Consider the following 26,553-nt stretch of genomic DNA (forward strand, 5'->3'; position numbering starts at 1 on the left):
CATCAGATTATCTGGTGGCTTTTTCTTTTTAACGGCTCATTAACAAGCCTCCCAATAGAATTTCATATTTTTGAACTCTAAACAAAAACATATGAAATTTAACAAACTCCTTGTTTTTATTGTTGTTTTCTTTACAGCAAGCTTATTTTCCCAATCAAATAAAGTTTATAGAGCAGAAAGAGATAAAGTTCATAATTTAGTTCATACGAAGTTAAAAGTAGATTTTAACTTTCAAGAAAAAGAAATGAATGGGGAAGAATGGGTAACCTTAACACCTCATTTTTATGAAACGGATAAGGTTACCTTAGATGCTAAAGCAATGATTATTCATAAAGTAACAATGAATAATCAACCACTAGAGTATAATTATGACGACTATGAGTTAATTATCAACTTACCTCGTACCTATAAGCGAAACGAAGAGTTTACACTATATATCAAGTATACGGCGCGACCAGAAAGGGTAAAACAAAAAGGAAGTGCTGCTATTACATCTGCAAAAGGGTTGTACTTTATCAATCCAACAGGTTTTGATAAAAACAAACCAACTCAAATTTGGACTCAAGGCGAAACAGAAGCAAGTAGTTGTTGGTTTCCAACAATAGATGCTCCAAACCAAAAGACATCACAAGAAATTTATATTACTGTTCCGAAAAAGTATGTAACGCTTTCTAACGGGAAATTAGAAAAGCAAACTACCAATGCTGATGGAACTCGTACCGATTATTGGAATTTTACTCAAAAGCATGCCCCATATCTGTTTTTTATGGGAGTAGGAGAGTACGAGGTTATTAAAGATAAATACAAAGATATTCCTGTAGATTATTATGTAGAGAAGGAGTATGCTCCGTATGCAAAAGATATTTTTGGAAATACACCTGAAATGTTAGCGTTCTTTTCAAAAATTACAGGAATAGAATATCCATGGAATAAATATGCGCAAATTGTAGGGCGCGATTATGTAAGTGGTGCAATGGAGAATACCACAGCAGTAATTCACGGGGAAAGAGCGTATCAAACACCAGGGCAATTAATTGATGAAAACGTACAAGAAAACACAATTGCACACGAAGCTTTTCATCATTGGTTTGGTGATTTAGTAACTACTGAAAGTTGGAGTAACTTAACTGTAAACGAGAGTTTTGCTAATTATAGTGAGTATTTATGGTTAGAACATAAATATGGAAAAGATGAGGCAGACGCGCATTTGTTTGAAGATATTGAAGGTTATAAAAGCGGACAAAACTTTGATAAACATTTAGTTCGTTTTTATTACGATGATAAAGAGGATATGTTTGATGCAGTTAGCTATAACAAAGGAGGGGCTATTTTGCACATGTTACGTAACTATTTAGATGACGAAGCTTTTTACGAAGGATTAAATACGTATTTAACAGATAATAAGTATGGAACAGGAGAAGCGCATCAATTACGTTTAGCTTTTGAAAAAGTAAGTGGTAAAGATTTAAACTGGTTTTTCAATCAGTGGTATTTTAACAGCGGACACCCGAAGTTATCTATTTCTTATGACTTTAATAAACTAAGAAAAACAGTAACCGTAAATATTATTCAATCTCAACTTAATGAATTTAAATTTCCGTTTGCTATTGATGTTTTCGAAGGAAGTAAAAGGACAAGACACAATGTATTTGTTGAGGGTAGAGATGCGTCATTTACCTTTCCTTTTACAAACCATCCAGATTTAATTCAAGTAAATGCAGACGGGGTATTGTTGTGCGATATTAACGAAAATAAAGTATTGAGCGATTATATTCATCAATTAAAATATGCTCAAAACTACGTGCATAAAAGAGAAGCTTTGTTAGAAGTAGCAAAACATCAAGATGATAAAAAAGCGTTTAATGCCGTTGCAGACGCTCTGAATAACGATTTTTATAAGATTAGGATTTTAGCCTTGGAGAACATTAATTTAATCAATAAATATTCAAAAAAGAATGTGATTGATCAAATTATGAAAATCGCTCAAAACGATCCAAAAACGTTGGTACAAGCAGCGGCAATTGAAACGTTAGGAAAGTTAACAGACCCGGCATTAAAACCGGTGTTTGAAAAAGGGCTAGAAAGTAAATCATATTCTGTATTAGGAAAGTCGTTGGTAGGAATGTATTATATCGATAAGCAGTTAGCCATTCAAAAATCAAAAACATTGCCTTTAGCAGTAAAAAAGATTATTGCAACACCATTAACACGTATTTATTTAGAAGAAAACGATGATGAAGAGTTAAGTTTCATTGCAAGTAATGTAATGTCTGGAATGTTTTTAAGTCCGAACAAGAAAATTCAATCATTGTATAAAAAAGCATTTGATAAGATTGGAAAAAGTAATAATACAGAGGCTATTCAAAACCTATCAGACGATATTGTAGCAAAAGGACTTCAATACAAACAATATAACTTTGATCAGGTAGGAGTTAACTTGTTACGTCAAATGGCTCAAATGCAAAAAACTAACAAGCCATCAAATAAAGAAAAGCATCTTAAAGTTATTCAAATAGCTATGGCGAAGCTACTTGAATAAATAGTATAAAATCATAAAGTTTAAGTTAAAAAGAATACTTAGTTTTGGCACAATAATTGAATTTTCTTGCGAAACTTAAACTTTATGAGAAAAACTACTTTACTACTTATTTTATCGGTACTAGTATTGGCATCTTGTAGTAGTGTAAAAACTACTGAGAAAGCCCTTAATACTGGTAATTATGACAAGGCAATTTCATTATCTATTGAAAAATTAGCTAAGAATAAAACCAAAGAAAAGAATCAACCACATGTGCTAATGCTTCAGGAAGCTTTTAGAAAAGCAACAGATAGAGATTTAGATAGAATTTCTTTTTTAGAAAAAGAGCAAAACCCTGAAAACTTTGAAACAATTTATACATTGTATCAACGTCTTAACAACAGACAAGAGCGAATAAAACCATTATTGCCATTACGAATTTTATCTTCTGGTAGAAATGCCAAGTTTAAACTTGTTAATTATACTGATGAAATTCTTGCGGCAAAAGAAAACTATGCTGGTTACTTGTACGAAAATGGTGTAGCCTTGCTAAATGAAGGATATAGAAATAAAATTAACTATAGAAGAGCTTTTGATGAATTAAGACACTTGGACAATATTAGTCCTAATTATAGAGATACAAGAAACTTAATAGAAGAAGCACATGCTAAAGGAATTGATTATGTACATGTTTCTGTTAGAAATAGAACAGATCAAATAATTCCAAAAAGATTAGAAAGAGATTTATTAGCGATTGATACGTATGGATTGAATGATTTATGGACACAATATCACGCTAAAAAGGATAGAAATATTCGTTATGATTTTGATTTAGAGTTAGATTTTACAGATATTTTAATTTCTCCTGAACAAGTACACGAAAAAGAAGTTATTAAAGAACGACGTATAAAAGATGGTTTTAAGTATTTAAGAGATAATAACGGAAACTATGTAAAAGACAGTTTAGGAAACAAAATAAAAGTAGATAAGTTTAAAAGAATACGTTGTAACTTTTATAAGTTTACACAATTTAAGAGTAGTAAAGTTACAGGTGTTGTAAAATATATTGACAATAGAACAAATCAGTTATTACATCGTTTTCCTATACAAAGTGAGTTTATTTTTGAACATATTTATGCTGATTATGATGGAGACAGAAGAGCTTTGGATAAATCGTTTATAGATTTACTCGATGAAACTTCGGTAGCGTTTCCTTCTAACGAACAAATGGTATACGATACAGGAACCGACTTAAAACAGAAACTCAAACATATTATCACACGAAATAAGTTTAGAAATTAAGACATCGTCATTCCAAATCCCGTTTCCGAAACTTCGGAGCGGGATGAAGGAATCTTTTTGAAATGATGAGATAGCCACGTCGCTTATTTCGATCTTTCAGTTTATCTTGAGCGAAGTCGAAAGACTCAATAACCTCCTCGCTATGACGTTTATTATTTAGTCGTATTTTTACAACGATGGACTTATTCTCACAATTTGACGATGCACCTAAAAACTTACTTCCGAAAGATGGAACAGTAAACTACTACGGAATAGTTTTATCTAAGGAACTAGCAGACCATTATTACGAAGCTTTATTAAATTCCATTGAATGGCGCAATGACGAAGCTATTATTTTTGGAAAACGCATGGTAACCAAACGAAAAGTAGCTTGGTATGCAGAGCAACCTTTTGAATATTCGTATTCGAACATTACCAAAACAGCGTTACCGTTTACGAGAGAATTGTTAGCGTTAAAAGAATTGGTTGAAAAGAAAACAGGTGAAACCTACAACTCTTGTTTGTTGAATTTATACCACGATGGTTCAGAAGGAATGGCGTGGCATAGTGATGGGGAAAAAGATTTAAAAAAGAACGGAGCGATTGCTTCGCTGAGCTTTGGAGCAGAAAGACGCTTTGGTTTTAAACACAAACAGACCAAAGAAACGGTGTACAAAGTATTAGAACACGGTTCGTTATTGGTAATGAAGGACGAAATCCAAACCCATTGGCTACACCGATTACCGCCTACAAAAAAAGTCCACCGACCACGGGTGAACTTAACGTTTAGAACGATTGTTAAGCTTACAAGTTAATGATACCTAAAATAAAGTATAAAATAGCAATAAGAATAAATATAGCTGTAAAAATTAATTTAACATTTTTCTCCTTTATTCCTGAATAAAGTAAGGAAATCATAAACTGAAAAAATACATTTACAGTCCATATAACTAGGGCAAAAGGAATAGCTATTATGAAAAAGGTTATAAATGTTAAGATATAACCGACTTTATCGAATGATCTAGGTGTTAGCCAAAAGGATGCAGGAATTAGTCCTATTAGATACCAAAACTGCCAATAATATTTTTCGTATAAGAATTTTATTTTTTTCATAATTACATTACTCCACTTCCTTATAAAAAGTCAATTCGTATTCTGGCAACAAATTAGGGTGCGTAATTTTTATCAAATCTTTCAATACCAAATCTGGGCGTACAGGAGAGAGTTCAAAGTAAATTAAACCACCAGTTTCACCTTTGTTATGCCCAATAGAAAATATCTTGTTATTTGTAAAGGCATCAAATTCTTTGTAATGAATGTTTGCGGTAGTTAACTGTTCTTTGGTAGCATACAAGCCACAGTTAAACCAAAAATCAGCGTGTTGTGCTTTTTCCAATACACTTTCAAAACTTAGAGGTAAGCTACCTGTTCCTTTCGTGTCTTTCCATAAGTAATTTAAGTTTGCATCGTTGTAAAACGTGGCAATAAAGCTTTCACCCGCAGGAACATTCCAAACATCTTTAAACATACTTCCAGATAAAATGGTTGGCTGTTTATCGCTGTTTTTAGCAATTTCTTTCGCTTTAAGGTATTCCTTTTCTATGTTGTTGAAAATACTGTTTGCTTCCTTTTCTTTTCCGTATAAAGCCCCAAAAAACTTAATCCATTCTGCTCTTCCTAACGGAGTTTCTTCCAGCCAATCTCCATTAAAAATCACAGGAATCCCTGTTTTTTTGATGTTTTGGTATAGTTTCGTATTTGGATGAAGTGCAAAACCAACAACCAATTCAGGCTCAATATCAATCAACTTTTCTGTATTCATATCTTGTTCCAAGCCTAATTCAACAATCTTACCTTCGTCAATTCTATTTCTTGTTCTTTTTGAAGAAACATATTTGGTATGCGGAAAACCAACAATAGTATTTTCAGCATTCAAAAGTTCTAACATCGGAATATGTGTAGTACTGGTAACCACCATTTTTTCAATAGGAACTTTTATTTCTTTTTTAGAAAGGTTGGTTTTATTAGTAAGTGTGTAAGAAAAATATTCGTGCGAGCTTTGAAAAGCCTTTTTAATCACTAATTTTTTCACTCCGTTTTCAGAAATTATATCAAATCCCTTAGCGTATTTTACGGTACTTTGTACAGCTTTCTTTTCAGTAGTTTTTTTAGTTTCTTGTTTACATTGTGTAAAGAACACAAATAAGGAAAGAATAAATAAATAACGTTTCATAGTACTCTATTTTTATAGGTGGAAGGTTAGTGTATCTCCGTAATTTAGTTTTAATTCAAATGATTTTTCCAACGGAATTTTATTCATATAAGCCCAAAGGCTTCTCATTACTCCCGCATGGGTAACTAGCACAACTTTTTGATGATTTTTGGTTGTTAATTCGGTTAAAAAATTGGTAGTTCTATTGTGTAAATCGATGTAAGATTCTCCGTTTTTAGCAGGCGTTTTCACAAAATCGTTCATCCAAATATCGAGTTCTTTTTTATCAATATCGTTCCATTTTTGTAGCTCCCAATCACCAAAATCAAGTTCTTTCAATCGGTTGTCAAAAATTACGTTAGCTGAAAGTTTTTCAGCTAAAAGCTTACAACGTTGTAAGGGACTGCTATAATACCTTACATCAGCGTCGTTGACAGGAACTTTTTTTAGAATATCGCTCGCTTCTTCCTCAAAAGTAGTCGCAACCCCTATATCTGCCTGACCATAACATATACCTTTGGAAATATCAGGCGTTGTGTGTCGTACTAAAATAACTTCCATAAGGCGAGCAGGCTTAGATAAAAAACAATTTCAGCTACTTGTTGCAAAGCACCCGCACAATCTCCTGTTTGACCTCCAATCCATTTTTTAAAAAAGTGCCCCATATATAAATAGGTAAGTAATAAAGGAAGTAATACTAAAAACACCATTGGTTTTTGAAAGAAAAACAAAGACACTATTCCGAAAATAGCTGATATGAGTAGCGATTTACTACTCATTTGTTTGGTGGTTGGCTTTATTTTAGAACTGTCAATATCTCTTACATAGTCATGTGTATACAATAAAACCGTAGCGATAAATCGGCTAATACTATGTCCTGAGATAATTACTAAAATTAAATCAATGGATAGGTTTTGTAAATGATATAGAGCTAAAAACTTTATAGCTAGGATAAAGACCAAACCGCTTACTCCGAAAGTTCCGAGTCTGGAATCTTTCATAATGGTTAAAATCTTTTCTTTGGTCCATCCGCCGCCAAAACCATCACAAACATCGGCAAATCCATCTTCATGAAAAGCTCCTGTAATCCAAATAGAACTAATCATACTAATTACAATAGCAATATCCGTAGGAAAAATATAAGAAAAAGCAAAATAGGCTAATGCTGCAATGCTTCCGACTACAATTCCTACTAAAGAAAAATAGCGACTGCTTTTGTTGAGTATTTCAGGAGAATGATCTACCCATTTAGGACACGGAATTCGTGTAAAAAACAATACAGCAGTTAAAAAATAATGGATTTGTCTTTTTATCATAACTAGGCTTCGCTAACATTGGCACTTTTAAAAGTAGCCATTTCGTTTAAAAAGTTTACACTCGATTGAATAATAGGAAATGCAACCGCACAACCTGTGCCTTCACCTAAACGTAAACCTAAGTTTAAAAGTGGTTCAGCATTTAAAAATTCTAACATTTTTTGATGTCCTTGTTCTCCTGAATTATGACAGAAAATACAATAGTCTAAAATATCAGATTCCATAGCATGAGCGGCCAATAGGGCAGCAGTAACAATAAAACCATCAATAAGTAAAGTCATTTTTAAAGAAGCAGCTTCTAACATGGCTCCACACATCATTACAATTTCAAATCCGCCAAAAGCAGTTAAGGCTTCCATAGGTGTTGAAATAGAATCGGCGTGTAACTTATAGACTTCACATAATATGTCGATTTTTGTTTGTAGTCCTTTATCATCAACTCCAGTTCCTCTACCTACACAGTTTTCAATAGGTGTATTGGTAAAATAACTCATTAACAAAGCCGCAGATGACGTATTGCTAATACCCATTTCACCAAAACCAATAACATTGCAACCTTCACTATACACCTTTCTTACCAATTGTCTTCCTTTTTCTAAAGCTTCTTGGCATTGTTTTGAAGTCATAGCTTTGGTAGTACTATAATCTTGTGTTCCCTTTGCTATTTTGGCATTGGTAAGCTGTGGATGTGTTTCAAAATCAGCATTCACACCAGCATCTACAATATTTAAATGAATGTTATTCTGTTTACAAAACACATTAATAGCAGCACCTCCTTGCAAAAAGTTAAATACCATTTGTTGTGTAACTTCTTGTGGGTACGGACTCACTTTTCCTGTGGTAGCAATTCCATGATCTCCAGCAAAAACCATAATAGTAGGTTTTGAGAGTACAGGTGTAGTGGTATTTTGAATTAAACCAATTTGCATGGCGATTTTTTCTAAACTTCCTAAAGCACCAATAGGTTTGGTTTTGAAGTTGATTTCTTCTTGAAGTTCGTTCTGTAAATCTTTTGATAGAGGAGTTATTGTTGTTGTCATGTGTTATTTTAAAGTTAAAGGAAGTCCAGATACCATAAAAGTAGCTTTATCAGCTAGTTTAGCTATGTGTTGATTTGTCCAGCCTTGTAGTTGTGTAAATTTTCTTCCAGATTCGGAATTGGCATGTAATCCCATACCAATTTCATTAGAAATTATGATAATATTGGCGTCTATTCCAACCAATTTATTGATTTCTTCTTTGGCAATTTCTAACGCCTTTTCAATATCATATTTTGTGTCTACAAAGAAGTTCGTTAACCATAGTGTAACACAATCAACAACGACAGTTTGTTTTTCAGAAATTACGTTACTTAACCATTTTTCTTCTTCAACAGTGGTCCAACGTTCATCTCTATCAGAAATATGTCTGTCAACTCGTTGTTTGAAATCTTCATCCCAAATACGAGAGGTGGCTAGGTAAATAGGGGTGTCAGATAAAGATTCGGCTAGCTTTTGAGCATAGCTACTTTTACCAGAACGTTCACCTCCTGAGATATAATATATCATGAAATCGTATTTTATATTGACACAAAGATTGGAAAGATTTTTAATAAAAAACAAATTAAAATAGAGAACTGTTTATTTTTGCTGAACTAAAACCACGAATTATGACAGTATCTTCTTTTATGCCAGCAGTAACCCAAATGATTTATGACATGGGCTTACAGAACTATTTAAACGGAATTACTTTTGAGTGTCCAGAAGTAGCTTTACAAGAAAAAGAAGTAGCTGTTCGATATAAGTTGGAAGGAAAAGTGTTAACGAGTAAAGAAATAACGGCTATTTTTTCTAAAACCAAGGCAGAAGGAAAGACGTTGTACTATGTTGATGAACCTGTTTTGGAAAGTATCGCACCCGACATTGTTTTTACACAAGATGTATGTGATGTTTGCCAGATAGATACAGAATCTGTGGCAAAATCAGCTTATAAATTACCTAAAGTTCCAGAATTAATATCAATTACTCCCAATTCTTTAGAAGACGTTTTTGAGAATGCGTTAACCATTGCAAAAGCGATGAAGCAGGAAGCGGTAGGAGAGGTATATGTGAGTGGATTGAAAAAACGTATTTATGATATTGTAGATGTGCAACGTGAACATAGAATCCAATCGAAAAGTGTGATGTTATTAGAGTGGATAGACCCGTTGTTTAACTGCGGGCACTGGATTCCTCATCAAATAGGCTATGCTGGAGGAATTGATTTGTTATCGCATCCATCAGGAGATAGTATTGTAATTTCTTGGGATAAAATTGTAAAATACAATCCAGAGGTATTGATTATCGCTCCTTGCGGATACGGAATTGATAGAACTCTTGAAGATATGAAATTTTTAGAAGAAAGAGAAGAGTGGACCTCTTTGAGAGCGGTAAAAAATAAACAAGTGTATATTGCCGACTTTGCCATGTTTACACAATCTTCTGCTGGTACTTTGGTGGAAGGAATTGAATGTTTGGCAAAAATGATTCATCCAGCGTATTATACCCTTCCAGAAAACTTACAAACAAAATTCGCAAATTATCATGATTTGATGGTTGCTAATTTATAAGAATACTATACATTTGCCGTGATTTTTGGTTTTTCTTTAATCATCTTATTAAAGAGAATTAAAAGGGAATTCGGTGTAAAACCGAAGCTGTTCCCGCAACTGTAAGCTATTAAGCTTGTAACAAATACTCAAACCACTGTTTTTTTAATGGGAAGGTATGTTACAAGACGCAAGCCAGGAGACCTGCCAATTATTATAATTTAATTAAAACTTTCGGGATAAAAGTTTAATGTATAATGAAGAAAATAACAATAATATTTATACTGTTTTTTACGATTAATCTTTTTTCTCAAAAAGATACAATAGCTATTAACAAATTAAAAGAGGTAATAGTTAACGGGAAGAGAAATGTAGAAAAAAAACGCATTGCTACAAAAGAATTAAAGATTGGGATAAAAGAACAAACAAAAAACCCTATCAACTTAACAAACCTTCTACGATATAATAGTCCAATAGCTTTTAGAGATTATGGAAATGGAGGTGTGAGTACCGCTCGTTTTAGAGGAACATCGGCTTCAAATACATTGGTGTTATGGAATGGAATACCTATAAATGCTGTAGGAAGCGGACAAACAGATTTTAATTCATTATCTGCAAGTTTGAATGATAATATCATTGTTCAAAGTGGAGGAAATAGTGCTGAATATGGTTCTGGTGCCATTGGTGGTACGGTACACTTGAAAGATGAATTGTTGTTTAAAGAGCATCAAAAATTTCAATTATTTACTTCTTACGGAAGTTACAATACAACGTCTAATTTTTTTAAAAGCTCAGTAGGAACAGATAAGTGGAGTATAAAATTAGCTTCTACGTTTAATTATTCCGATAATGATTACACATATATTGATGAGCGGTATAAAGATGATTATGGAAACCTACTAACTAATGAAAATGGTAATTACAAAAACTACGGAATTAATTTTGTCATAGGTTATAAGTTTACTCCTACAAATACTTTATCGTTTTATTCGACCGCTTACTATGGAAATCGTTTTTTTTCCAACGGTTTCCCAAATCCATCTGCGAGTAGCGAACGAAATGAAGATTTCAATGAACGAAATTTATTACAATGGAAGTATGCGTTTTCGTCACAGTTTAAACAGGAGTTAAACTTAGCCTATCTAACACAAAAGTATAGTTATTATAGGAATAAGGATGTTGAAAATTTTGAATTTGGAAAGTCAAAAAATGTATTTATAAACCACTCTTTAACTTATAGACCATCTAATGTTTTGTCGTTTAATTACAAAACTATTTATGAAAATATAAACGGCAGTAGTTCTGATATAGGTACTGAAATAAGAAATTCAGTTGCTTTTGTAGGAAGTGTTAAATATCAACCTACTGAAAAATTAATAACGAATTTACAAGTTAGAAAAGAAATTAATTCAGATTTTAATGTGCCTCTGTCTTTATTCGTAGGAGGAGAATATAGATTAGCTAATCAATTAAACATCCTAGCCAATTTTTCAACAAATTATCGAGTACCTACTTATAATGAAATGTATTGGCCTGTAGTAGGAAATTTAAACTTAATACCAGAAAATTCAAAACAAGGGGAATTGGGAGCTTCTCTTAAAAATGAAAATATAAATATAACATCTACATTATTTTATATCCATATTAATGATAAAATTCTTTGGTTACCAACAGGTGGCAGCAATTTGTGGAGACCAAGAAATGTAGGTGATGTGGTTAATAAAGGAATTGAAACTTATGTGAGTTTTAAGAAAGAGATAGGAGAACATATAGTTGACTTCTCTTCCAATTATACGTTTACGTTAGCGGAAAATATAGAAACAAGAAAAGTATTACCATTTGCACCAAAGCATTTATTAAATTTTAATGTGGGATATGATTATAAAAGGATGAAAATTTTTATACAAAGTTTATATCAAAGTAGTGTATATACAAACCCAACAAACTCAAAAACTTATTCTGTAAAATCGGTAAATGTTCAAAACTTAGGAGTAACCTTTAAGTTATCTAGAGAACAATCAAAACTTCCAACGATAGGATTCATGCTTAATAATATATTTAATGAAGTGTATTATTTCTCAAATTTGCGTCCTATGCCAGGAACAAATTTTAATATCAATTTAAATTATAAATTTTAAACCAATGAAAATAACAAAACTACTTTTACAACTTTTTTTAATAAGTATAGTACTTATCTCTTGTTCTAGTGAAGATAAAATAGTTGAAGTAATTAGAGACAAATACGATAATGGAGTTATTGTAAGTGGAGAAGGACTTTATGGAAATAAAGATGGATTTATTTCTTACGTGAATAATGAGTTATCTGAGTCACAAAATTTTATTTATGCAGGTAAAAATGGAGCATTGTTAGCAGGATTAATTCAATCAATAGCTTTTTCTGAAACAGATGCTTATATCATTTTAAATGATGCTAATATGATTGTAATTGCAGATAGATATACTTTTAAAAAGAAGGGACAAATTACAACAGGGTTAAACAATCCAAGATATATGACTATTGTAAATGGAAAAGGATATGTTACAAACTGGGGTGATGGTGCAAATGAGAATGATGATTATGTAGCTATTATAGATATTGAAACTAATACTATTGAAGAGAATACAATTTCACTAGCTAATGGTGTAGAGCAAATTGTAAATAAAGGTAATAAATTATATATCTCACATAAAGGAGGTTGGTCATCAAACAACATTGTTTCTGTAGTAGATTTAAATAATAATAATGTAGTATCAACAATAACAGTAAAAGATAATCCTGATGATATGGCTTTTGATGCTACAGGTAATTTAATTGTTTTGTCTGAAGGTAAACCTTTAGAATATGGACCAGCTCCATACTATAAAGCTACTAAAAATACTCCTTCTTCAATTTCTATTATTAATACAACTGATAATACAATAATCAAAGAATTAGCTTTTCCTGAAAATAAAAGGGCTACATATTTAGCATATTCTAATAACAAAATATATTATTATCAAGGAAATACAGATAAAGTTTACGGTATTAAAGAGACAGCAAATGAGTTAGCTGAACAAGGTATTGATGTAGGAGTTATTTATGGAATGAATGTAAGAGATAATCAATTATTTGTTGCTGAATATGAATTTCAAGAAGTAAGTGAGTTAATGGTGTATGATATTAATACTAAGAATAAAATATATTCAACAGAAGTAGGAGTAGGAGCTTCAAAAATTTATTTTAATTAAGTCGTCCCCTAGAAAAGGGAAATATTGCTATGAATAAGCTCACCAATTTGGTGAGCTTGTTTTTTATAAAAACTTTTCTTGTATTTCTTTAGAAGGAACCATACAGGCATTTTTTTTACCAAACCATTTATAGCGATTTTTAGCAATGTAATCGTATACTAAGTTTCTAAAACTCTCTGGAAATATCAAAAAAAATTGCGTTAATTTCCAAACTCCACCAAAAGCATTCATAATTTTTAGCGCAGCTGTAGATTTAATATCATAAGCAACATTTGGCTCGTATAAAATAATAGAATCAACCTTGGAAGTGTCTATCCCTAAATATTGTGTTATTTCTTTTCCTATATCCGATTGAAGAGAAGTAAAAACAAACTGATTTTTAACATCATATTTTATAACTTTTAGCACACTATCGTTGCAAAAATTACAGACACCATCAAATAAAATCACTTTTTTATTACTAGGTAAATTGTTCATATTTAATTTTTTTCAAAAAATTAAGTGTTAACTTGTAACATAAATCAAAATTAAGCGTCTTGTAAGAAAGTAAATAATGATTTAACAATAATTTATTAGTAGATTAGAAGAATTAGTATTTATTTTTTACTTAAAAATTAACTAACACTATGATTCGAATAGAAAATCTTCACAAATCTTATCCTATAGGAAAAGACTCACTTCATGTTTTAAAAGGATTAGATTTACATATAAAAGAAGGCGAATTTGTATCAATTATGGGGTCTTCAGGATCGGGGAAATCTACCTTATTAAATATTGTAGGTTTATTAGATACACATGATGAAGGAAACTATTACTTAAACGGACAGTTGATAGAAAACTTAAATGAAAAGAAAGCTGCAGTATTACGTAATAAGTTTTTAGGATTCGTTTTTCAGTCATTCAATTTGATTTCTTATAAAACAGCTTTAGAAAATGTAGCATTACCATTATACTATAAAGGAGTTGGCAGAAAAGAACGATTAGAAATAGCCTTAGAATATCTTGAAAAAGTAGGGTTAAAAGAATGGGCTAATCACTTACCAAATGAACTTTCTGGAGGTCAAAAGCAACGTGTAGCAATTGCAAGAGCTTTAGCTACCAAGCCAAAAGTTGTATTAGCAGATGAACCAACAGGAGCGTTAGATTCTACAACAACCGATTCGGTAATGGATTTATTAAAAGAAATTAACGATGAAGGTATGACTGTTTTTGTAATTACACACGAAGAAGAAGTAGCAGAACAAACTAATAGAGTTGTTCGGTTAAAAGATGGTGTTATTATTAGCGATGAGTTAACAAAAACAGCAACGAATAAAGCAAAAGCAATTTAATTATGTTTGATTTAGATCGCTGGAGAGAAATATTTCAAAGTATTGGTAAAAATAAGCTGCGTTCGGTTTTATCAGGATTTACGGTAGCTTTTGCAATTTTATTGTTTACACTATTATTTGGAATTGTATCTGGATTACAAAATCAGTTTAAAACAGCTTTTGTAGACGATGCAACCAATGCTATGTTTGTAAGAGTGTGGAAAACCTCTAAGCCATACAAAGGGTTACAAACAGGAAGAAGAATTCAGCTAAAAAATAAGGATTTTGATTATGTTAAAGATGAATATGAAAACAAGATTCAACATTTAACAGCAAGAATATACAAGAGTGTAAATATAACTTATAAGAACAATCAAAATAATTATCAATTACGAGCTGTACATCCAGATCATCAATTTTTAGAAAAAACAATTATTGATGAAGGAAGGTATATTAACGAGTTAGATTTAAAAAATAATGCAAAGGTTATTATTATTGGTCGTCTTGTTAAACAAGATTTATTTGGAGAAAAACCAGCTTTAGGAAAAAGAGTAAATGTTGATGGTATTTCATATAAAGTGGTCGGAATATTTTCAGATAAAGGAGGAGATAATGAAGAACGATTAACCTACATGCCTGTAACAACAGCACAAAAACTATACGGAAATAACGATTATATCAGTCAAATTAATATAGGGTATAATCCAGATTTAAATTTAGATCAGGCTATTACGTTTGGTAATCGACTAGAAAGAGATTTACGTAAAAAGTTAGACATTCACCCTGATGACCAAAGTGCTTTATCCGTAAGAAATATGGCAGAAGCAAACAAAGGAATCAACCAATTTATGTTTGCATTGTACTTTATTGTCATATTTGTAGGCTCTGGAACTTTAATAGCAGGAATTATTGGTATTAGTAATATTATGATTTTTGTTATTAAAGAACGTACAAAAGAATTCGGAATTCGTAAGGCTTTAGGAGCAAAACCTGCATCAATTATTGGTATGGTAATTCAAGAGTCTATTTTAATAACAACCATAGCAGGGTACTTAGGTTTAAGTTTAGGAACCTATATTTTAAGTGCTATTGGAGATAGTTTAGAAAAATACTTTATAAAAGACCCAAGTGTAAGTCCGGGAATTGTAATAGGAGCTACCATTATTTTAATCTTATCAGGATTAATTGCAGGGTATTTACCAGCAAAAAAGGCAGCACAAATTAAACCAATTGTAGCACTAAGAGCAGACTAATTATGAAGTTTTTATTTGATTCAGACACTTGGCAAGAAATTTACGGAAGTATTCGTAAAAATAAATTAAGAACAGGTATTACCATTGTAGGGGTACTATGGGGAATTTTCATATTAGTAGTCTTATTAGGAGCTGCTCGTGGTATGGAAAATAACTTTAAAAGAATTTTTGGAGATTTTGCTACCAACAGTGTTTTTTTATGGACACAGAGAACAGACATGCCTTTTAAAGGGTTTCAAAAAGGAAGAAGATTTGATTTAACATTTAAAGATATTGAAGTTCTTGAAAAAGAATATAGTAATGAAATAAAGTTATTAGCACCTAGAAATCAAACTAACGGTACTGTTGTTAAAGATTTTAAATCAGGTGATTTTCAGGTAAGTGGGGATTATCCAGTTTTAGATCGTGTACAAAAGAAAGATTTAATCTATGGAAGGTTTCTAAACCAAAATGACATAAAGAACAATTCAAAAGTTTGTGTTATTTCTGAAGATATGTACAAACAACTGTTTGATAAAAAGGAAATGCCTATTGGACAGTATGTGAAGATTAGCAACGTAAACTATAAGGTTGTAGGAGTTTATAAACCATCAAACACTATAGATATTGACGGAGATACAGCTTACATTCCATTTACTACCTTCCAAAAAGTATACAACACTTCAAATAAGGTAGACTGGATGATGATTACAGCTAATGAAGGAGTAGATATCAAGCAGATGGAAAAAGATATTCTATTAACCTTAAAAAACTTGCATAAAGTACACCCAGAAGATAAAAGAGCTTTTGGAAGTGTAAATTTAGGAGACCAAATAGATAAATTAATGGGCTTTTTAACAGGAATGCAGTTTTTAACATGGTTTGTTGGGATTGCAACCTTAATAGCAGGAGTTTTTGCCATTGGTAACATTTTATTAATTACCGTAAAAGAGCGTACGAAAGAAATTGGAATTAGACGAGCTTTAGGAGCAACTCCAATAAGTATTAAAAGACAAATAGTATTAGAGTCAGTGTTTTTAACCACTGTGGCAGGAATGCTAGGAATTATTTTTGGAGGACTTGTTCTATTCCTATTAGATCTTTTAGTAGGAGGAGGAGACGATCCAACATTAGTAAATCCAACCGTAAATATACCCATAGTAATGCTAGCCTTTTCAATCCTAGTAATTTTAGGAACTTTAATAGGATTAATACCAGCATATATGGCAACAGTAGTAAAACCAATCGAAGCATTAAGAGAAGAATAAAAAAGAAATAATCAATTAATCATGAGCAAAAGAGCAAAAATTATCTTAGGAATAGTAGCACTATTATTTGTAGTCATCCTAATTTGGTTAGGAAAGAAAAATCAAAAAAGTGTGGTAACCTATGAAACAGAGAAACCATTCAGAACTACAATTGTTAAAAAAGCAGTAGCTACAGGAAAAGTTGTTCCTTTAGAAGAAGTTGAAATAAAACCTCAAATAGCAGGAATTATAGATAAAATAGTTGTTGAAGAAGGAGCAATAGTGAAAGCAGGTGATTTGTTAGCAACGGTAAGAGTAGTACCTAACGAACAATCGTTACAAAGTGCCAGAGGAATGATTAACTCTATACAAATTAGACTAAACAATGCAAAAACGCAATATGATAGAAATAAAAACTTATTCGACAAAGGCGTAATTTCTAGTCAAGATTTTGAAGCATCGCAATTATCATACAATCAAGCAAAAAATGACTTAAGAAATGCTCAAAACGATTATCAAATAATTAAGAAAGGATCTGTAGGTTCTGCCGGAGCTAATACAAATATTAGAGCGACAACCTCTGGTATGGTTGTAGAAATTCCTGTAAAAAAAGGATATCAAGTTATTCAATCAAATAACTTTAATGAAGGTACAACCATAGCAACAATAGCTGATATGGAGAAAATGATTTTTGAAGGTAAAGTAGATGAATCAGAAGTAGGAAAATTAGTAAAAGGATCAAACATTGAAGTTTCATTAGGAGCCATTGAAAATAAAAAATTTCCAGCAATATTAAACTTTATAGCACCAAAAGGAACAGAAGAAAACGGAGCTGTACAGTTTAAAATTAAAGCAGATGTAAAACTTGATGATAATTATTTTGTAAGAGCAGGATACAGTGCGAATGCAGATATAGTATTAGAGAAAAAAGATAGTGTTTTATCTATTAAAGAATCGTTATTACGTTTTGATAAGAAAACAGAAGAGCCTTATGTAGAAATAAAAAAGGGAGATGAGGAGTTTGAAAAGCGTGAGTTAAAACTAGGAGTTTCAGACGGAGTAAATATTGAAGTTTTAGAAGGAGTTACTGCTTCTGATGAAATTAAAATCTGGAACAAAGCATCAAAAGACGATGAGAAAAAAGATTAATAATGTTTAAATTATTGATTTACAGTGTTAAAGCAGTTCTTTTAGGAGCTGCTTTTTTACTTTTAAGGAATAAAATAACACACTCATATCTAAAAAGGCGTCATTTAAGGAAGTTAAAACTAAAAAGGCTTTTTTGTTCTAGATATTTGAAGTGCTCAAAGTAAAAATGAGCATTTAATTTAATTTTTTGGGGAAAATTAAATTATTCTTTAAGGGGTAAAAGCAGCTTTTAAAAGCTGCTTTTTTTTTAAGAAATATTATTAACCTTTATAAAAAGGTAACTTCACTACTTTAGCAGGAATTTGTTTTTTACGAACTTGGATAAAAATATCACTATCAACTTTAGAGTTTTCAATAGTAACATATCCTAATCCAATTCCTTTTCCTAACGACGGACTCATCGTTCCTGAAGTAACACGACCAATATTGTTTCCATCGGTATCAACAATTTCGTAATCATGACGAGGAACACCACGCTCAGTTAATTCAAATGCAACTAATTTACGAGTAACACCCGCTTCTTTTTGAGCTTTTAAAGCTTCAGCATTTACAAAGTCTTTCGTAAACTTAGTAATCCATCCTAAGCCAGCTTCTAAAGGAGAGGTCGTATCGTCAATATCGTTACCATATAAACAATATCCCATTTCTAAACGTAAAGTATCACGAGCAGCCAAACCAATAGGCTTAATTCCCCAATCTTTACCAGCTTCAAAAACCTTGTTCCAAAGTTGTTCAACATCTTCATTTTTTACATATACTTCAAATCCACCAGAACCAGTATATCCAGTAGCAGAAACTACTACATTCGGAATTCCAGCAAAATCAGTGATTTTAAAAGTATAGAATTTAATATTCGATAAATCAACTGAAGTTAACGATTGCATTGCTTCTGCAGCTTTAGGACCTTGAATAGCCAATAACGACCAATCTTCAGAACGATTTTCCATTTCAACATTCAAATCGTTGTGTTGAGAAATCCAGTTCCAATCTTTTTCAATATTAGAAGCGTTTACTACCAACATATACTCATTTTCAGCAATCATGTAAATAATTAAATCATCTACAATTCCTCCATCAGCATTCGGCATACAGCTGTACTGTGCTTTTCCAGGAACTAATTTAGAAGCGTCGTTAGAAGATATTTTTTGAATTAAAGCCAAAGCGTTTTCTCCTTTTAAAAAGAACTCTCCCATATGACTTACATCAAAAACACCAACTCCTTTTCTAACAGTTTCGTGTTCAGCAGTTACTCCTTCGTATTGTACAGGCATATTATAACCTGCAAAAGGAACCATTTTTGCTCCCAAAGCCTCATGTACATGTGATAAAGCTGTATTTTTCATGTGTTTGTTTTTTATTGTTTTTGTAACCTTTTAACGAATAAAATAATAAGTAAACATTATTTTATTCATGTTGGTTTTATTATTGTGTATTGTTTGTTTAAAAAAGTGATGCTAAAGTATTGAAAAATTAGCAAACAATACAGTTGAATCTGAGTAATATGTAAGAGTATATTACCCAAATGTTTGTTAATATTTTCTTTGTTTTAGCTAAGAATATTAGATTTGATGAAAAATTAAAAGAAAAAGTTGTTGTAATTTCTTAACGTTTGAAACGACAACCTGAATCAAAGGATAAACTTAATGAAGCTGAACAAAAAAACAATCTTAAACATTGCATTTGTTATAATAATTGGCCTATTATTATACCCACCAACTAAAATTTATTTTATTAGGTTAGTTTCGTTTTCTCCTTCAACTATTACTGAAGAAAAAAGAGAAATGTTAAACGACTACAATTGGAATCTTAAAGGCTTAAATACTTCGAATATAGATTTTAATGAAACTAAGAATAAAGTAGTTTTTGTAAATTTTTGGGCAACTTGGTGTCCACCTTGTATTGCCGAAATGCCAAGTATTCAAAAGTTATATGACGATTATAAAGACAAGGTTGAATTTGTATTTGTGAGTAACGAAGACTGGACGACTATTGAGGCTTTTTATAAAGACAAAGGGTATGATTTACCAACGTATAACATTTTATCAAAAGTACCAGGTCAACTGGTAAGCAATTCAATTCCTGCGACGTTTATAATTGATAAAAACGGAACTATTGTCGTAGATAAAAAAGGACCTGCCGATTGGAATAGTGATAAATTTAGAATTTTGTTAGACGAATTACTACAATAGAATATTTACCTTTGTAGCATGAGTCAAGAACAACCAAACAATCCGCTTCACGGAATAAAACTAGCCACCATGTTAGAAGAATTATACTTGGAATATGGTTGGGAAGAAATGGGAGAGATGTTGAATATAAATGCCTTTAAAAAGAATCCAACCTATACCTCTAGTTTAAAATTTTTAAGAACAACACCTTGGGCGAGAGCTAAAGTAGAAAGGTTGTACTTAGAAATGATAAGTAATTAAATCAAACAACCCTATAGAGTTTAGTATAAAATACCATACAAGCTAAAGGTTAAATACACAAACTTAGTATTTATAGTCTACTCATTTTTGTGTAGTTTTGATATTAGATGAAGAAAACCACTTTTTACATACTTCCTGTTTTATTTCTGCTAATTATTTCTTGTTCCAAAACAGTAAAGGAACAAGCCTTAACTATGAAAGATGTTTTTCCTACACAGAAAAATACAGACTCAACTTTTGTTTTTGATTTAGATACGGTGAAGAACTTTGAGTCACTAACCTCAGTTTTTTGTAAGAACTATTATAAAAAGAAAATAAGATATTTTATAAAAACATCTAAAAATGATATTCCTTTTTCAATTAGAAAAATTATTGTTTGTGGTAATGCAGCTTGTGGATTAATTAAATTTAAAAATATATTATATATTGATTCTTCTATAGATAGTTTGTTTTATCATAACCGAATAAAATATAATTTTAATACAGTTAGCTTAGAAAAGATGTTGGAGAAACAGTTTTTTAATAATAGAGAAAATCCTGAATTTGCTGATAGTCCACATAAAAGTTTGCTGTTTTTAGAATTTTCAGAAAGCATAGATAGTTCTAAAGAAAGTTTAAAAAATAAAATGGATACTATTTCAACATCATATTATAATTTTATTACTGGTTTTAATAAGAAAAATACAGATTCTCTTAAGAAAAAATATCCATTACAGATCATATTAGAAAAAGCTTTTCCGTTTATAGATGAAAATGGGAATCGTACTAATTTTTACAATTCACCCCCACCACCAGCTCCATTAGAAATAGTAGAATAATGCCATATTTCATCGACGTCATATTACCCATTCCGTTGCAAAAAACGTTTACCTATACGGTAACCGAAGCAGAAGCTTCTTTCTTAAAAAAAGGAATGCGTGTAGCGGTTTCTTTCGGAAAAAGTAAGATATATACCGCATTGGTGTTTAACATTCACCAAAATGCACCCGAAGTATACGAAGCCAAAGACATTCATCAAATATTAGATGATACGCCTATTATAACGGAACAACAGTTAAAACATTGGCAATGGATTTCGAGCTATTATATGTGTTCGTTAGGAGATGTGTATAGAGCAGCTTTACCATCCGCTTTTCTGTTAGAAAGTGAAACCATCATCTATAAAAATGAAAACTTTGAAGAGGAAGCCATACTAACTGATGAAGAGTTTTTAATTTTTGAAGCCTTACAACATCATTCACAGTTAACCATTCATCAAGTTGCTGATATTTTAGGAAAGAAAACCGTACTTCCTATCATTAATGGGTTAATAGAGAAGAGTGCGATTTACATTAAAGAAGAAATTTACGAAACATACAAACCTAAACTGGTTAAGTATGTTCGGTTACATAACAACTATAACTCAAATGAAGGCTTACAAACGCTTTTAGAAGAACTTTCAAGAGCGAAAAAGCAACGAGAAGCTGTATTGACGTATTTTCAATTAGCGGCGGCTAAAAAGCCAATAAAAGCAAAAGATTTAGAAGAACAATCGGGAGCTTCTTCCGCAGTTTTAAAAGCCTTGGTAGAGAAAGATATTTTTGAATTTTATCATATTCAAACCGATCGAATTAACTATCAAGGAGAAACGAATCAGATAAAAGAATTGAATGAGTTTCAACAAGAAGCCTTCAATCAAATAAAAACTTCTTTTGAAACACAACAGGTAAGTTTATTACACGGGGTTACAGGCTCAGGTAAGACAGAAATTTATGTAAAACTAATTAAAGAAGTGATTGCTGAAGGAAAACAGGTATTGTTTTTACTACCAGAAATCGCTTTAACAACCCAAATCATCACCCGTTTACAAAATTATTTTGGAAACTTTATTTCGGTATTCCACTCTAAATATTCGATGAACGAACGGGTAGAGGTGTGGAATAACGTGTTAGAAAACAAACCGAAAGCGCAGGTTATTTTAGGAGCGCGTTCTTCGTTGTTTTTACCATTTTCAAACTTAGGATTAATTGTAGTGGATGAAGAACACGAAACGTCGTACAAGCAATTTGAACCGTCACCACGTTACAACGCACGCGATGCTTCGGTAGTATTAGGTCATTTGCACCAAGCAAAAGTATTGTTAGGTTCTGCAACACCATCAATAGAGAGTTATTTTAATGCTAAGCAAAACAAATACGGATTTATAGAATTAACGCGTCGTTTTGGAAACATTCAATTGCCAAAAATTGAATTGATAGACATTAAAGAAAAGCATCGAAAAAAGGAAATGAACGGTCATTTTTCGGATCGTTTATTAAAAATGATTACCGAAGCTTTAGACGAAAAAGAACAGGTTATTTTATTTCAAAACCGACGTGGGTTTTCGCCTGTGGTAGAGTGTACTACTTGTGGGGTGTCTCCTCAGTGTCCGAATTGTGATGTGAGTTTAACCTATCATAAATTCCGTAAGGAGTTAAAATGTCATTATTGTCATTATCAACGTGCAATGCCGAACAGTTGTGGTGCTTGTGGAAGTGCTACCTTAGACACCAAAGGTTTTGGAACGGAGCAAATAGAACTCGAGTTAAAAGAGCTATTTCCGAATCATACTATTGGTCGAATGGATTTGGATACCACGCGCGGTAAATATGGTTACCAAAAGATTATTGGTGCTTTTGAAGCCCAAGAAATAGATATTTTGGTAGGAACACAAATGCTTTCCAAAGGATTGGATTTTGAAAATGTATCGCTGGTAGGAATCTTAAATGCGGATTCGATGCTCAATTTCCCTGATTTTAGAGCACATGAACGTGCCTTTCAGTTAATGGTACAAGTATCGGGTAGGGCAGGACGTACTAAAAAGCAAGGAAATGTAGCCATACAAACCTACAATCCGTATCATCAAATTTTACAGCAGGTATCTACTAACAACTATACAGAAATGTATAAAGAGCAGTTGCAAGATCGTTGGCAGTTTCATTATCCGCCGTACTATCGTTTGATAAAAATTACCTTAAAACACAAAGATTACACACGTGTTGATAACGGTATTAACTGGTTAGCAAAAGCTTTACAAAATGTGTTTCATGAAAATGTATTAGGCCCCACAGCGCCTGCGGTTTCTCGTATTCGAAACCAGTACATTAAGAATTTAGTAATTAAAATACCGCCAAAACAATCGTTAGGAAAAACCAAAGAGCAGTTACAAAAAATTAAAAATACTTTTGAAGCCGTCAAAGATTTTAGACCCATCCGTTTTATTGTGGATGTGGATGCTTATTAAGAGGTTTGCTAACGTCTGGGGCTTTTGCGGATTACGAAACTGAAAGTTTCAATTTAGACGAAACCCCTCCATTTTGCTAAACCCTTGCTAGTGACAGTTTTTATTTTTCCACAATTTTATTTTCGGCATTATCAATTGATTGCTTGCTTTCAAAATACAAATATTTAATATTTTCATATAGTTGGTCGTTATTAATTGTTGATTTTAGTGTGGTAGTTAAAAAGTCATAATTTGTATAAGTGGTTTTAGTTTTTAAAATAGTATTTAACCATTGCCACATTTTCTTCTCTCCAATTTCTTTTTCGATAGCAAGAAAAATAAGCGGTGCATAATTATAAACGTATAACTGCCTGTTTAAATACTCTGATTGTGATTTTATTTTGCTAAAAGGGATAGCTTCTTTTTTAAATTCTTGTAAATTTTCAATCTTTTTATTTATCATTTCTTCATAAACATCTTTTCCGATATTATTTTTAGTTAGCTGTAAAGCTAAATATTCTGCAAAACCTTCACTCATCATATCCCCGAGTTCGGAATTAAATACTTTATATGTACCGAAATAAAAATGACCTAATTCGTGAGCGATAAATGGACGGTAAAAATTTTGATATTCTGGTTCTATAACCTTCTCTAATCCATTTTGCCAACCAATGCTCATAATTGTTGGATATGATACAAACATCCAGCCGTCTTTTATTGACGTTGGTGTAGTATTTACAAAAACCGTTGCTAGCTCATACGGAATATTGAGTTTGGATTCATAAAATTTCTTGTAATCGTTAATAACAGAACTAAATTCGTTTATTTGTTCGTTGGTAAAATCGGAATTCAAAATATAAGTTTCATCAATATTGGAATATTCATATTTACCACAGAAAAGTGTTAACTCTTGTGGAATTTCACTTTTAAAATGAGTCGACTGCTTTTTAACAGGTAAACTTCCGTTTACATAAATTGTATTGCAATCTTCACAAACAATTTTAATGTCGTATCTCAATTTTTCAAAAGCTTTATCTTTTTTTATATCATAAAGAACAGGGTACCAAGCCGATTGAACTCCGTCAGTTCTTAAAGAATTATGATTAAAAGCAATATTTCCCTTCCAATCTTTTCTGCTGTAATTTTCAATAGTATCATTCACTACCGGAAATTTACCAACATATTTTATTTGTAAAGATTTGGGTAGAAATTTCCCGTCATTACCAGCAAAATAATATGCTAAAGACTCTCCTGTAGAAGTTGAGTCTGACCAGGATTTGTTTGCATAAATCAAAAAGTCATTAGGTTCTTTACTTCTAAAATGAAGTACATTCATTCCTGAATTAAGTCTGATAAAATAATCTTTTAAATGAGGAATATCACTTAAAGTTACATCACACTCAAATGTTCCTTCTTTTATTGAAATGTTTACTTTTCCTGTAATCATCGGGGCTTTCTCCTGTGCTTGAAGTTGAATTGATGATAAAATGATAGTCAGTACTAAAAAGATTTTTTTCATATAAGAATTTATTATTCTAGGGAGTTTGTTTTAAAACTGCCAATAACTCGCTTGAGAATATAAATCCATTCAATGAGTTATATTCAACGTTAGCGAAAGGTATTGGAATTTAGGTTAAGAATCAAACTAATTCTCTAAAGAAAACTTATTGTTCAATTATGTTATGATGTGTAAATGTATTATATACCTGTATTTTGTAGTCTTGTTTTCTAATAACTGTATCTATTCTTTCATCAAAATCAATTTCAAAAACATTATAGTCTGATTTGGCGACACGAATTTTAAATGTTTCATTAAGCTTTAATTTTTCTTTCTTTATACTTTTAGGAGGTATTTGTTTGAGCTTGTGAATTACACTATCATTTTTTATAAAATAAAAATATACTATATCTGTCCTCCCTGATTTTCCTTTTCTCGTATTTTCTTTAAGTTTTTCAATTGTAGCATAAGTTATAAATGCTCCTTTATTCAGTTTGTTTTTTTGGTAAGCTCTAAGACCATAAATAAATGAAAAAAGTATGGCTAGTATGATAAGTGTTAAAATTGGAGTTAATTTGATTTCTTTTTTCAATATGTATTTTTCATTTTATAGATGCACCTAATAATTATACCTGTTGTGTCTTTGTTGGTAAAATACTTTTTAAAACTCACGAATATCCACAATATCCCCATTTTGTAGTTTGTTTTGGGTGTCTATGTTAAGGATGGTTATTGATACCCAATAACCTCTTTCCTTACATTCTTTCTCCATTTCCTTCCAAATGTTAAATCTAAATTTTTAAAAACCCTTGTATTGTAATCAATTAAGCATTCAGGTAGTCTTGCTTCACAACCAAAATCGTAATATTTAAGCCCATATTTTCTTTCAAATCTTTTATCTTTTTTAGTAGTAGCTATGGGGGTAATTCCACTCATTAAATAAAGCTTAGCTTTCCCAGCTTTCCAATCTGATGAGGCTTTCTCTTTATTCAGTCTACATTTAGCATTAACAACTATATGTTTAGGTCTTTTATAGTTTAACCATTTAGATTTAAAGACAAATTCTTGAACATCATAATCTCCTGCAATTATAACTAAATGATATTCAGATTTTTTGTTTTTGGTTATAAATTTAAAATAGCCTAAGCTATCTGCTTTAATAAAATCAGTACTACCTTTTTCAGAGATAACTATTTCTCCTACTGGTTTTTTGCGAGTGATAGAAGAAATAATTTTCCCTCTTATTGTATCGTTTGATTGTGAATGTCCTATAGTTATAAACGCTAGAAGACTAATTGTTAGCAATTTTATTTTCTTTTTCATATT

24 protein-coding genes and 1 riboswitch are annotated in these 26,553 nt (G+C 31.5%); of the genes, 14 read left to right on the plus strand and 10 right to left on the minus strand.

Going from position 1 to position 26,553, the window contains the following annotated elements:
- Window positions 1-91 precede the first annotated feature (91 nt).
- The 3 genes from NH341_RS08845 to NH341_RS08855 all read left to right on the plus strand — a co-directional run bounded on the left by NH341_RS08845 (window position 92) and on the right by NH341_RS08855 (window position 4,614).
- Window positions 92-2,539, plus strand: a complete 2,448-nt coding sequence (locus tag NH341_RS08845) for a M1 family metallopeptidase (protein WP_253056522.1) — start codon at window positions 92-94, stop codon at window positions 2,537-2,539.
- A gap of 84 nt (window positions 2,540-2,623) precedes the next feature.
- The gene (locus NH341_RS08850) at window positions 2,624-3,820 is read left to right on the plus strand and encodes a hypothetical protein (protein WP_159615017.1); all 1,197 of its coding nucleotides are present in this window, start codon (window positions 2,624-2,626) and stop codon (window positions 3,818-3,820) included.
- Window positions 3,821-3,996: 176 nt separating this feature from the next.
- Window positions 3,997-4,614, plus strand: a complete 618-nt coding sequence (locus NH341_RS08855) for an alpha-ketoglutarate-dependent dioxygenase AlkB (protein ID WP_253056524.1) — start codon at window positions 3,997-3,999, stop codon at window positions 4,612-4,614.
- A 305-nt stretch (window positions 4,615-4,919) separates the two neighbouring features.
- Here the strand turns inward: NH341_RS08855 and NH341_RS08860 are convergent, their stop codons facing one another.
- Genes NH341_RS08860 through NH341_RS08880 form a run of 5 tightly spaced genes read right to left on the minus strand, consistent with a single transcriptional unit; the run spans window position 4,920 to window position 8,874 of the window.
- Window positions 4,920-6,032, minus strand: a complete 1,113-nt coding sequence (locus NH341_RS08860; RefSeq protein WP_253056526.1) for an ABC transporter substrate-binding protein — start codon at window positions 6,030-6,032, stop codon at window positions 4,920-4,922.
- 12 nt (window positions 6,033-6,044) lie between these two features.
- Window positions 6,045-6,572, minus strand: coding sequence for an alpha-ribazole phosphatase (cobC, locus tag NH341_RS08865; RefSeq protein WP_253056528.1), 528 nt, complete (start codon window positions 6,570-6,572; stop codon window positions 6,045-6,047).
- Window positions 6,557-7,327 (minus strand): adenosylcobinamide-GDP ribazoletransferase, encoded by a 771-nt coding sequence (locus NH341_RS08870; protein WP_253056530.1) that lies wholly within the window; start codon window positions 7,325-7,327, stop codon window positions 6,557-6,559. Before NH341_RS08870 ends, cobC begins: the two co-directional genes overlap by 16 nt.
- Window positions 7,328-7,329: 2 nt before the next feature.
- Window positions 7,330-8,367 (minus strand): nicotinate-nucleotide--dimethylbenzimidazole phosphoribosyltransferase, encoded by a 1,038-nt coding sequence (gene cobT, locus NH341_RS08875; RefSeq protein WP_253056532.1) that lies wholly within the window; start codon window positions 8,365-8,367, stop codon window positions 7,330-7,332.
- A gap of 3 nt (window positions 8,368-8,370) precedes the next feature.
- A complete protein-coding gene (locus tag NH341_RS08880; protein WP_047788714.1) occupies window positions 8,371-8,874 on the minus strand; it encodes a bifunctional adenosylcobinamide kinase/adenosylcobinamide-phosphate guanylyltransferase in 504 nt (167 codons plus the stop codon).
- A 101-nt stretch (window positions 8,875-8,975) separates the two neighbouring features.
- On the opposite strand from NH341_RS08880, the gene NH341_RS08885 reads away from it, so the two are divergent.
- The 3 genes from NH341_RS08885 (at window position 8,976) to NH341_RS08895 (ending at window position 13,121) form a co-directional block, all read left to right on the plus strand.
- A complete protein-coding gene (locus tag NH341_RS08885; protein ID WP_073183903.1) occupies window positions 8,976-9,914 on the plus strand; it encodes an ABC transporter substrate-binding protein in 939 nt (312 codons plus the stop codon).
- 9 nt (window positions 9,915-9,923) lie between these two features.
- Window positions 9,924-10,120: riboswitch (cobalamin riboswitch) on the plus strand.
- A gap of 30 nt (window positions 10,121-10,150) precedes the next feature.
- Window positions 10,151-12,031, plus strand: coding sequence for a TonB-dependent siderophore receptor (locus NH341_RS08890; RefSeq protein WP_073183904.1), 1,881 nt, complete (start codon window positions 10,151-10,153; stop codon window positions 12,029-12,031).
- A gap of 4 nt (window positions 12,032-12,035) precedes the next feature.
- Window positions 12,036-13,121 (plus strand): YncE family protein, encoded by a 1,086-nt coding sequence (locus tag NH341_RS08895; protein ID WP_073183907.1) that lies wholly within the window; start codon window positions 12,036-12,038, stop codon window positions 13,119-13,121.
- Between the two features lie 63 nt (window positions 13,122-13,184).
- Here the strand turns inward: NH341_RS08895 and NH341_RS08900 are convergent, their stop codons facing one another.
- Window positions 13,185-13,598, minus strand: a complete 414-nt coding sequence (locus NH341_RS08900; RefSeq protein WP_073183909.1) for a thiol-disulfide oxidoreductase DCC family protein — start codon at window positions 13,596-13,598, stop codon at window positions 13,185-13,187.
- A 149-nt stretch (window positions 13,599-13,747) separates the two neighbouring features.
- Here NH341_RS08900 and NH341_RS08905 point away from each other — a divergent pair, with 149 nt between their 5' ends.
- Genes NH341_RS08905 through NH341_RS08920 form a run of 4 tightly spaced genes read left to right on the plus strand, consistent with a single transcriptional unit; the run spans window position 13,748 to window position 18,059 of the window.
- Window positions 13,748-14,452 carry an ABC transporter ATP-binding protein gene (locus NH341_RS08905; protein ID WP_073183911.1) on the plus strand — a complete coding sequence of 235 codons (705 nt, stop codon included), beginning with the start codon at window positions 13,748-13,750 and terminating at the stop codon, window positions 14,450-14,452.
- A 2-nt stretch (window positions 14,453-14,454) separates the two neighbouring features.
- Window positions 14,455-15,684, plus strand: coding sequence for an ABC transporter permease (locus NH341_RS08910; protein WP_167713780.1), 1,230 nt, complete (start codon window positions 14,455-14,457; stop codon window positions 15,682-15,684).
- Window positions 15,685-15,686: 2 nt separating this feature from the next.
- Complete coding sequence (locus NH341_RS08915) at window positions 15,687-16,931, plus strand: ABC transporter permease (RefSeq protein ID WP_253056534.1); 1,245 nt, start codon at window positions 15,687-15,689, stop codon at window positions 16,929-16,931.
- A 21-nt stretch (window positions 16,932-16,952) separates the two neighbouring features.
- Window positions 16,953-18,059: an efflux RND transporter periplasmic adaptor subunit gene (locus NH341_RS08920; RefSeq protein WP_047788721.1), complete on the plus strand. Its 1,107-nt coding sequence runs from the start codon at window positions 16,953-16,955 to the stop codon at window positions 18,057-18,059.
- Between the two features lie 260 nt (window positions 18,060-18,319).
- Here NH341_RS08920 and gcvT read toward each other — a convergent pair whose 3' ends face one another.
- A complete protein-coding gene (gene gcvT, locus NH341_RS08925; protein ID WP_253056536.1) occupies window positions 18,320-19,402 on the minus strand; it encodes a glycine cleavage system aminomethyltransferase GcvT in 1,083 nt (360 codons plus the stop codon).
- Between the two features lie 300 nt (window positions 19,403-19,702).
- On the opposite strand from gcvT, the gene NH341_RS08930 reads away from it, so the two are divergent.
- The 4 genes from NH341_RS08930 to priA all read left to right on the plus strand — a co-directional run bounded on the left by NH341_RS08930 (window position 19,703) and on the right by priA (window position 23,750).
- Window positions 19,703-20,248 (plus strand): TlpA disulfide reductase family protein, encoded by a 546-nt coding sequence (locus NH341_RS08930; protein WP_047788723.1) that lies wholly within the window; start codon window positions 19,703-19,705, stop codon window positions 20,246-20,248.
- Window positions 20,249-20,266: 18 nt separating this feature from the next.
- On the plus strand, window positions 20,267-20,488 hold the full coding sequence (locus tag NH341_RS08935) for a VF530 family DNA-binding protein (RefSeq protein WP_173360259.1): 222 nt from the start codon (window positions 20,267-20,269) through the stop codon (window positions 20,486-20,488).
- A 107-nt stretch (window positions 20,489-20,595) separates the two neighbouring features.
- Complete coding sequence (locus NH341_RS08940; RefSeq protein WP_253056538.1) at window positions 20,596-21,306, plus strand: hypothetical protein; 711 nt, start codon at window positions 20,596-20,598, stop codon at window positions 21,304-21,306.
- The gene (gene priA, locus NH341_RS08945) at window positions 21,306-23,750 is read left to right on the plus strand and encodes a primosomal protein N' (protein ID WP_253056540.1); all 2,445 of its coding nucleotides are present in this window, start codon (window positions 21,306-21,308) and stop codon (window positions 23,748-23,750) included. The genes NH341_RS08940 and priA overlap by 1 nt, the downstream gene beginning before the upstream one ends.
- Before the next feature lie 100 nt (window positions 23,751-23,850).
- Here priA and NH341_RS08950 read toward each other — a convergent pair whose 3' ends face one another.
- The 3 genes from NH341_RS08950 to NH341_RS08960 form a co-directional block, all read right to left on the minus strand.
- Entirely contained in the window at window positions 23,851-25,248 is a 1,398-nt protein-coding gene (locus NH341_RS08950) for a hypothetical protein (protein WP_073183926.1), read from the minus strand.
- 145 nt (window positions 25,249-25,393) lie between these two features.
- Entirely contained in the window at window positions 25,394-25,819 is a 426-nt protein-coding gene (locus tag NH341_RS08955; protein WP_253056542.1) for a hypothetical protein, read from the minus strand.
- Between the two features lie 137 nt (window positions 25,820-25,956).
- Window positions 25,957-26,550 (minus strand): hypothetical protein, encoded by a 594-nt coding sequence (locus NH341_RS08960; RefSeq protein ID WP_073183930.1) that lies wholly within the window; start codon window positions 26,548-26,550, stop codon window positions 25,957-25,959.
- Between the last annotated feature and the right edge of the window lie 3 nt (window positions 26,551-26,553).

Source organism: Tenacibaculum sp. XPcli2-G, assembly GCF_024124505.1.
Classification (GTDB): Bacteria; Bacteroidota; Bacteroidia; order Flavobacteriales; family Flavobacteriaceae; genus Polaribacter; species Polaribacter mesophilus.

Coding starts and splice junctions, on each gene's coding strand:
- NH341_RS08845 (WP_253056522.1), top strand. CDS start 92: ATGAAATTTAACAAACTCCTTGTTTTTATTGTTGTTTTCTTTACAGCA.
- NH341_RS08850 (WP_159615017.1), top strand. CDS start 2,624: ATGAGAAAAACTACTTTACTACTTATTTTATCGGTACTAGTATTGGCA.
- NH341_RS08855 (WP_253056524.1), top strand. CDS start 3,997: ATGGACTTATTCTCACAATTTGACGATGCACCTAAAAACTTACTTCCG.
- NH341_RS08860 (WP_253056526.1), bottom strand. CDS start 6,032: ATGAAACGTTATTTATTTATTCTTTCCTTATTTGTGTTCTTTACACAA.
- cobC (WP_253056528.1), bottom strand. CDS start 6,572: ATGGAAGTTATTTTAGTACGACACACAACGCCTGATATTTCCAAAGGT.
- NH341_RS08870 (WP_253056530.1), bottom strand. CDS start 7,327: ATGATAAAAAGACAAATCCATTATTTTTTAACTGCTGTATTGTTTTTT.
- cobT (WP_253056532.1), bottom strand. CDS start 8,367: ATGACAACAACAATAACTCCTCTATCAAAAGATTTACAGAACGAACTT.
- NH341_RS08880 (WP_047788714.1), bottom strand. CDS start 8,874: ATGATATATTATATCTCAGGAGGTGAACGTTCTGGTAAAAGTAGCTAT.
- NH341_RS08885 (WP_073183903.1), top strand. CDS start 8,976: ATGACAGTATCTTCTTTTATGCCAGCAGTAACCCAAATGATTTATGAC.
- NH341_RS08890 (WP_073183904.1), top strand. CDS start 10,151: ATGAAGAAAATAACAATAATATTTATACTGTTTTTTACGATTAATCTT.
- NH341_RS08895 (WP_073183907.1), top strand. CDS start 12,036: ATGAAAATAACAAAACTACTTTTACAACTTTTTTTAATAAGTATAGTA.
- NH341_RS08900 (WP_073183909.1), bottom strand. CDS start 13,598: ATGAACAATTTACCTAGTAATAAAAAAGTGATTTTATTTGATGGTGTC.
- NH341_RS08905 (WP_073183911.1), top strand. CDS start 13,748: ATGATTCGAATAGAAAATCTTCACAAATCTTATCCTATAGGAAAAGAC.
- NH341_RS08910 (WP_167713780.1), top strand. CDS start 14,455: ATGTTTGATTTAGATCGCTGGAGAGAAATATTTCAAAGTATTGGTAAA.
- NH341_RS08915 (WP_253056534.1), top strand. CDS start 15,687: ATGAAGTTTTTATTTGATTCAGACACTTGGCAAGAAATTTACGGAAGT.
- NH341_RS08920 (WP_047788721.1), top strand. CDS start 16,953: ATGAGCAAAAGAGCAAAAATTATCTTAGGAATAGTAGCACTATTATTT.
- gcvT (WP_253056536.1), bottom strand. CDS start 19,402: ATGAAAAATACAGCTTTATCACATGTACATGAGGCTTTGGGAGCAAAA.
- NH341_RS08930 (WP_047788723.1), top strand. CDS start 19,703: ATGAAGCTGAACAAAAAAACAATCTTAAACATTGCATTTGTTATAATA.
- NH341_RS08935 (WP_173360259.1), top strand. CDS start 20,267: ATGAGTCAAGAACAACCAAACAATCCGCTTCACGGAATAAAACTAGCC.
- NH341_RS08940 (WP_253056538.1), top strand. CDS start 20,596: ATGAAGAAAACCACTTTTTACATACTTCCTGTTTTATTTCTGCTAATT.
- priA (WP_253056540.1), top strand. CDS start 21,306: ATGCCATATTTCATCGACGTCATATTACCCATTCCGTTGCAAAAAACG.
- NH341_RS08950 (WP_073183926.1), bottom strand. CDS start 25,248: ATGAAAAAAATCTTTTTAGTACTGACTATCATTTTATCATCAATTCAA.
- NH341_RS08960 (WP_073183930.1), bottom strand. CDS start 26,550: ATGAAAAAGAAAATAAAATTGCTAACAATTAGTCTTCTAGCGTTTATA.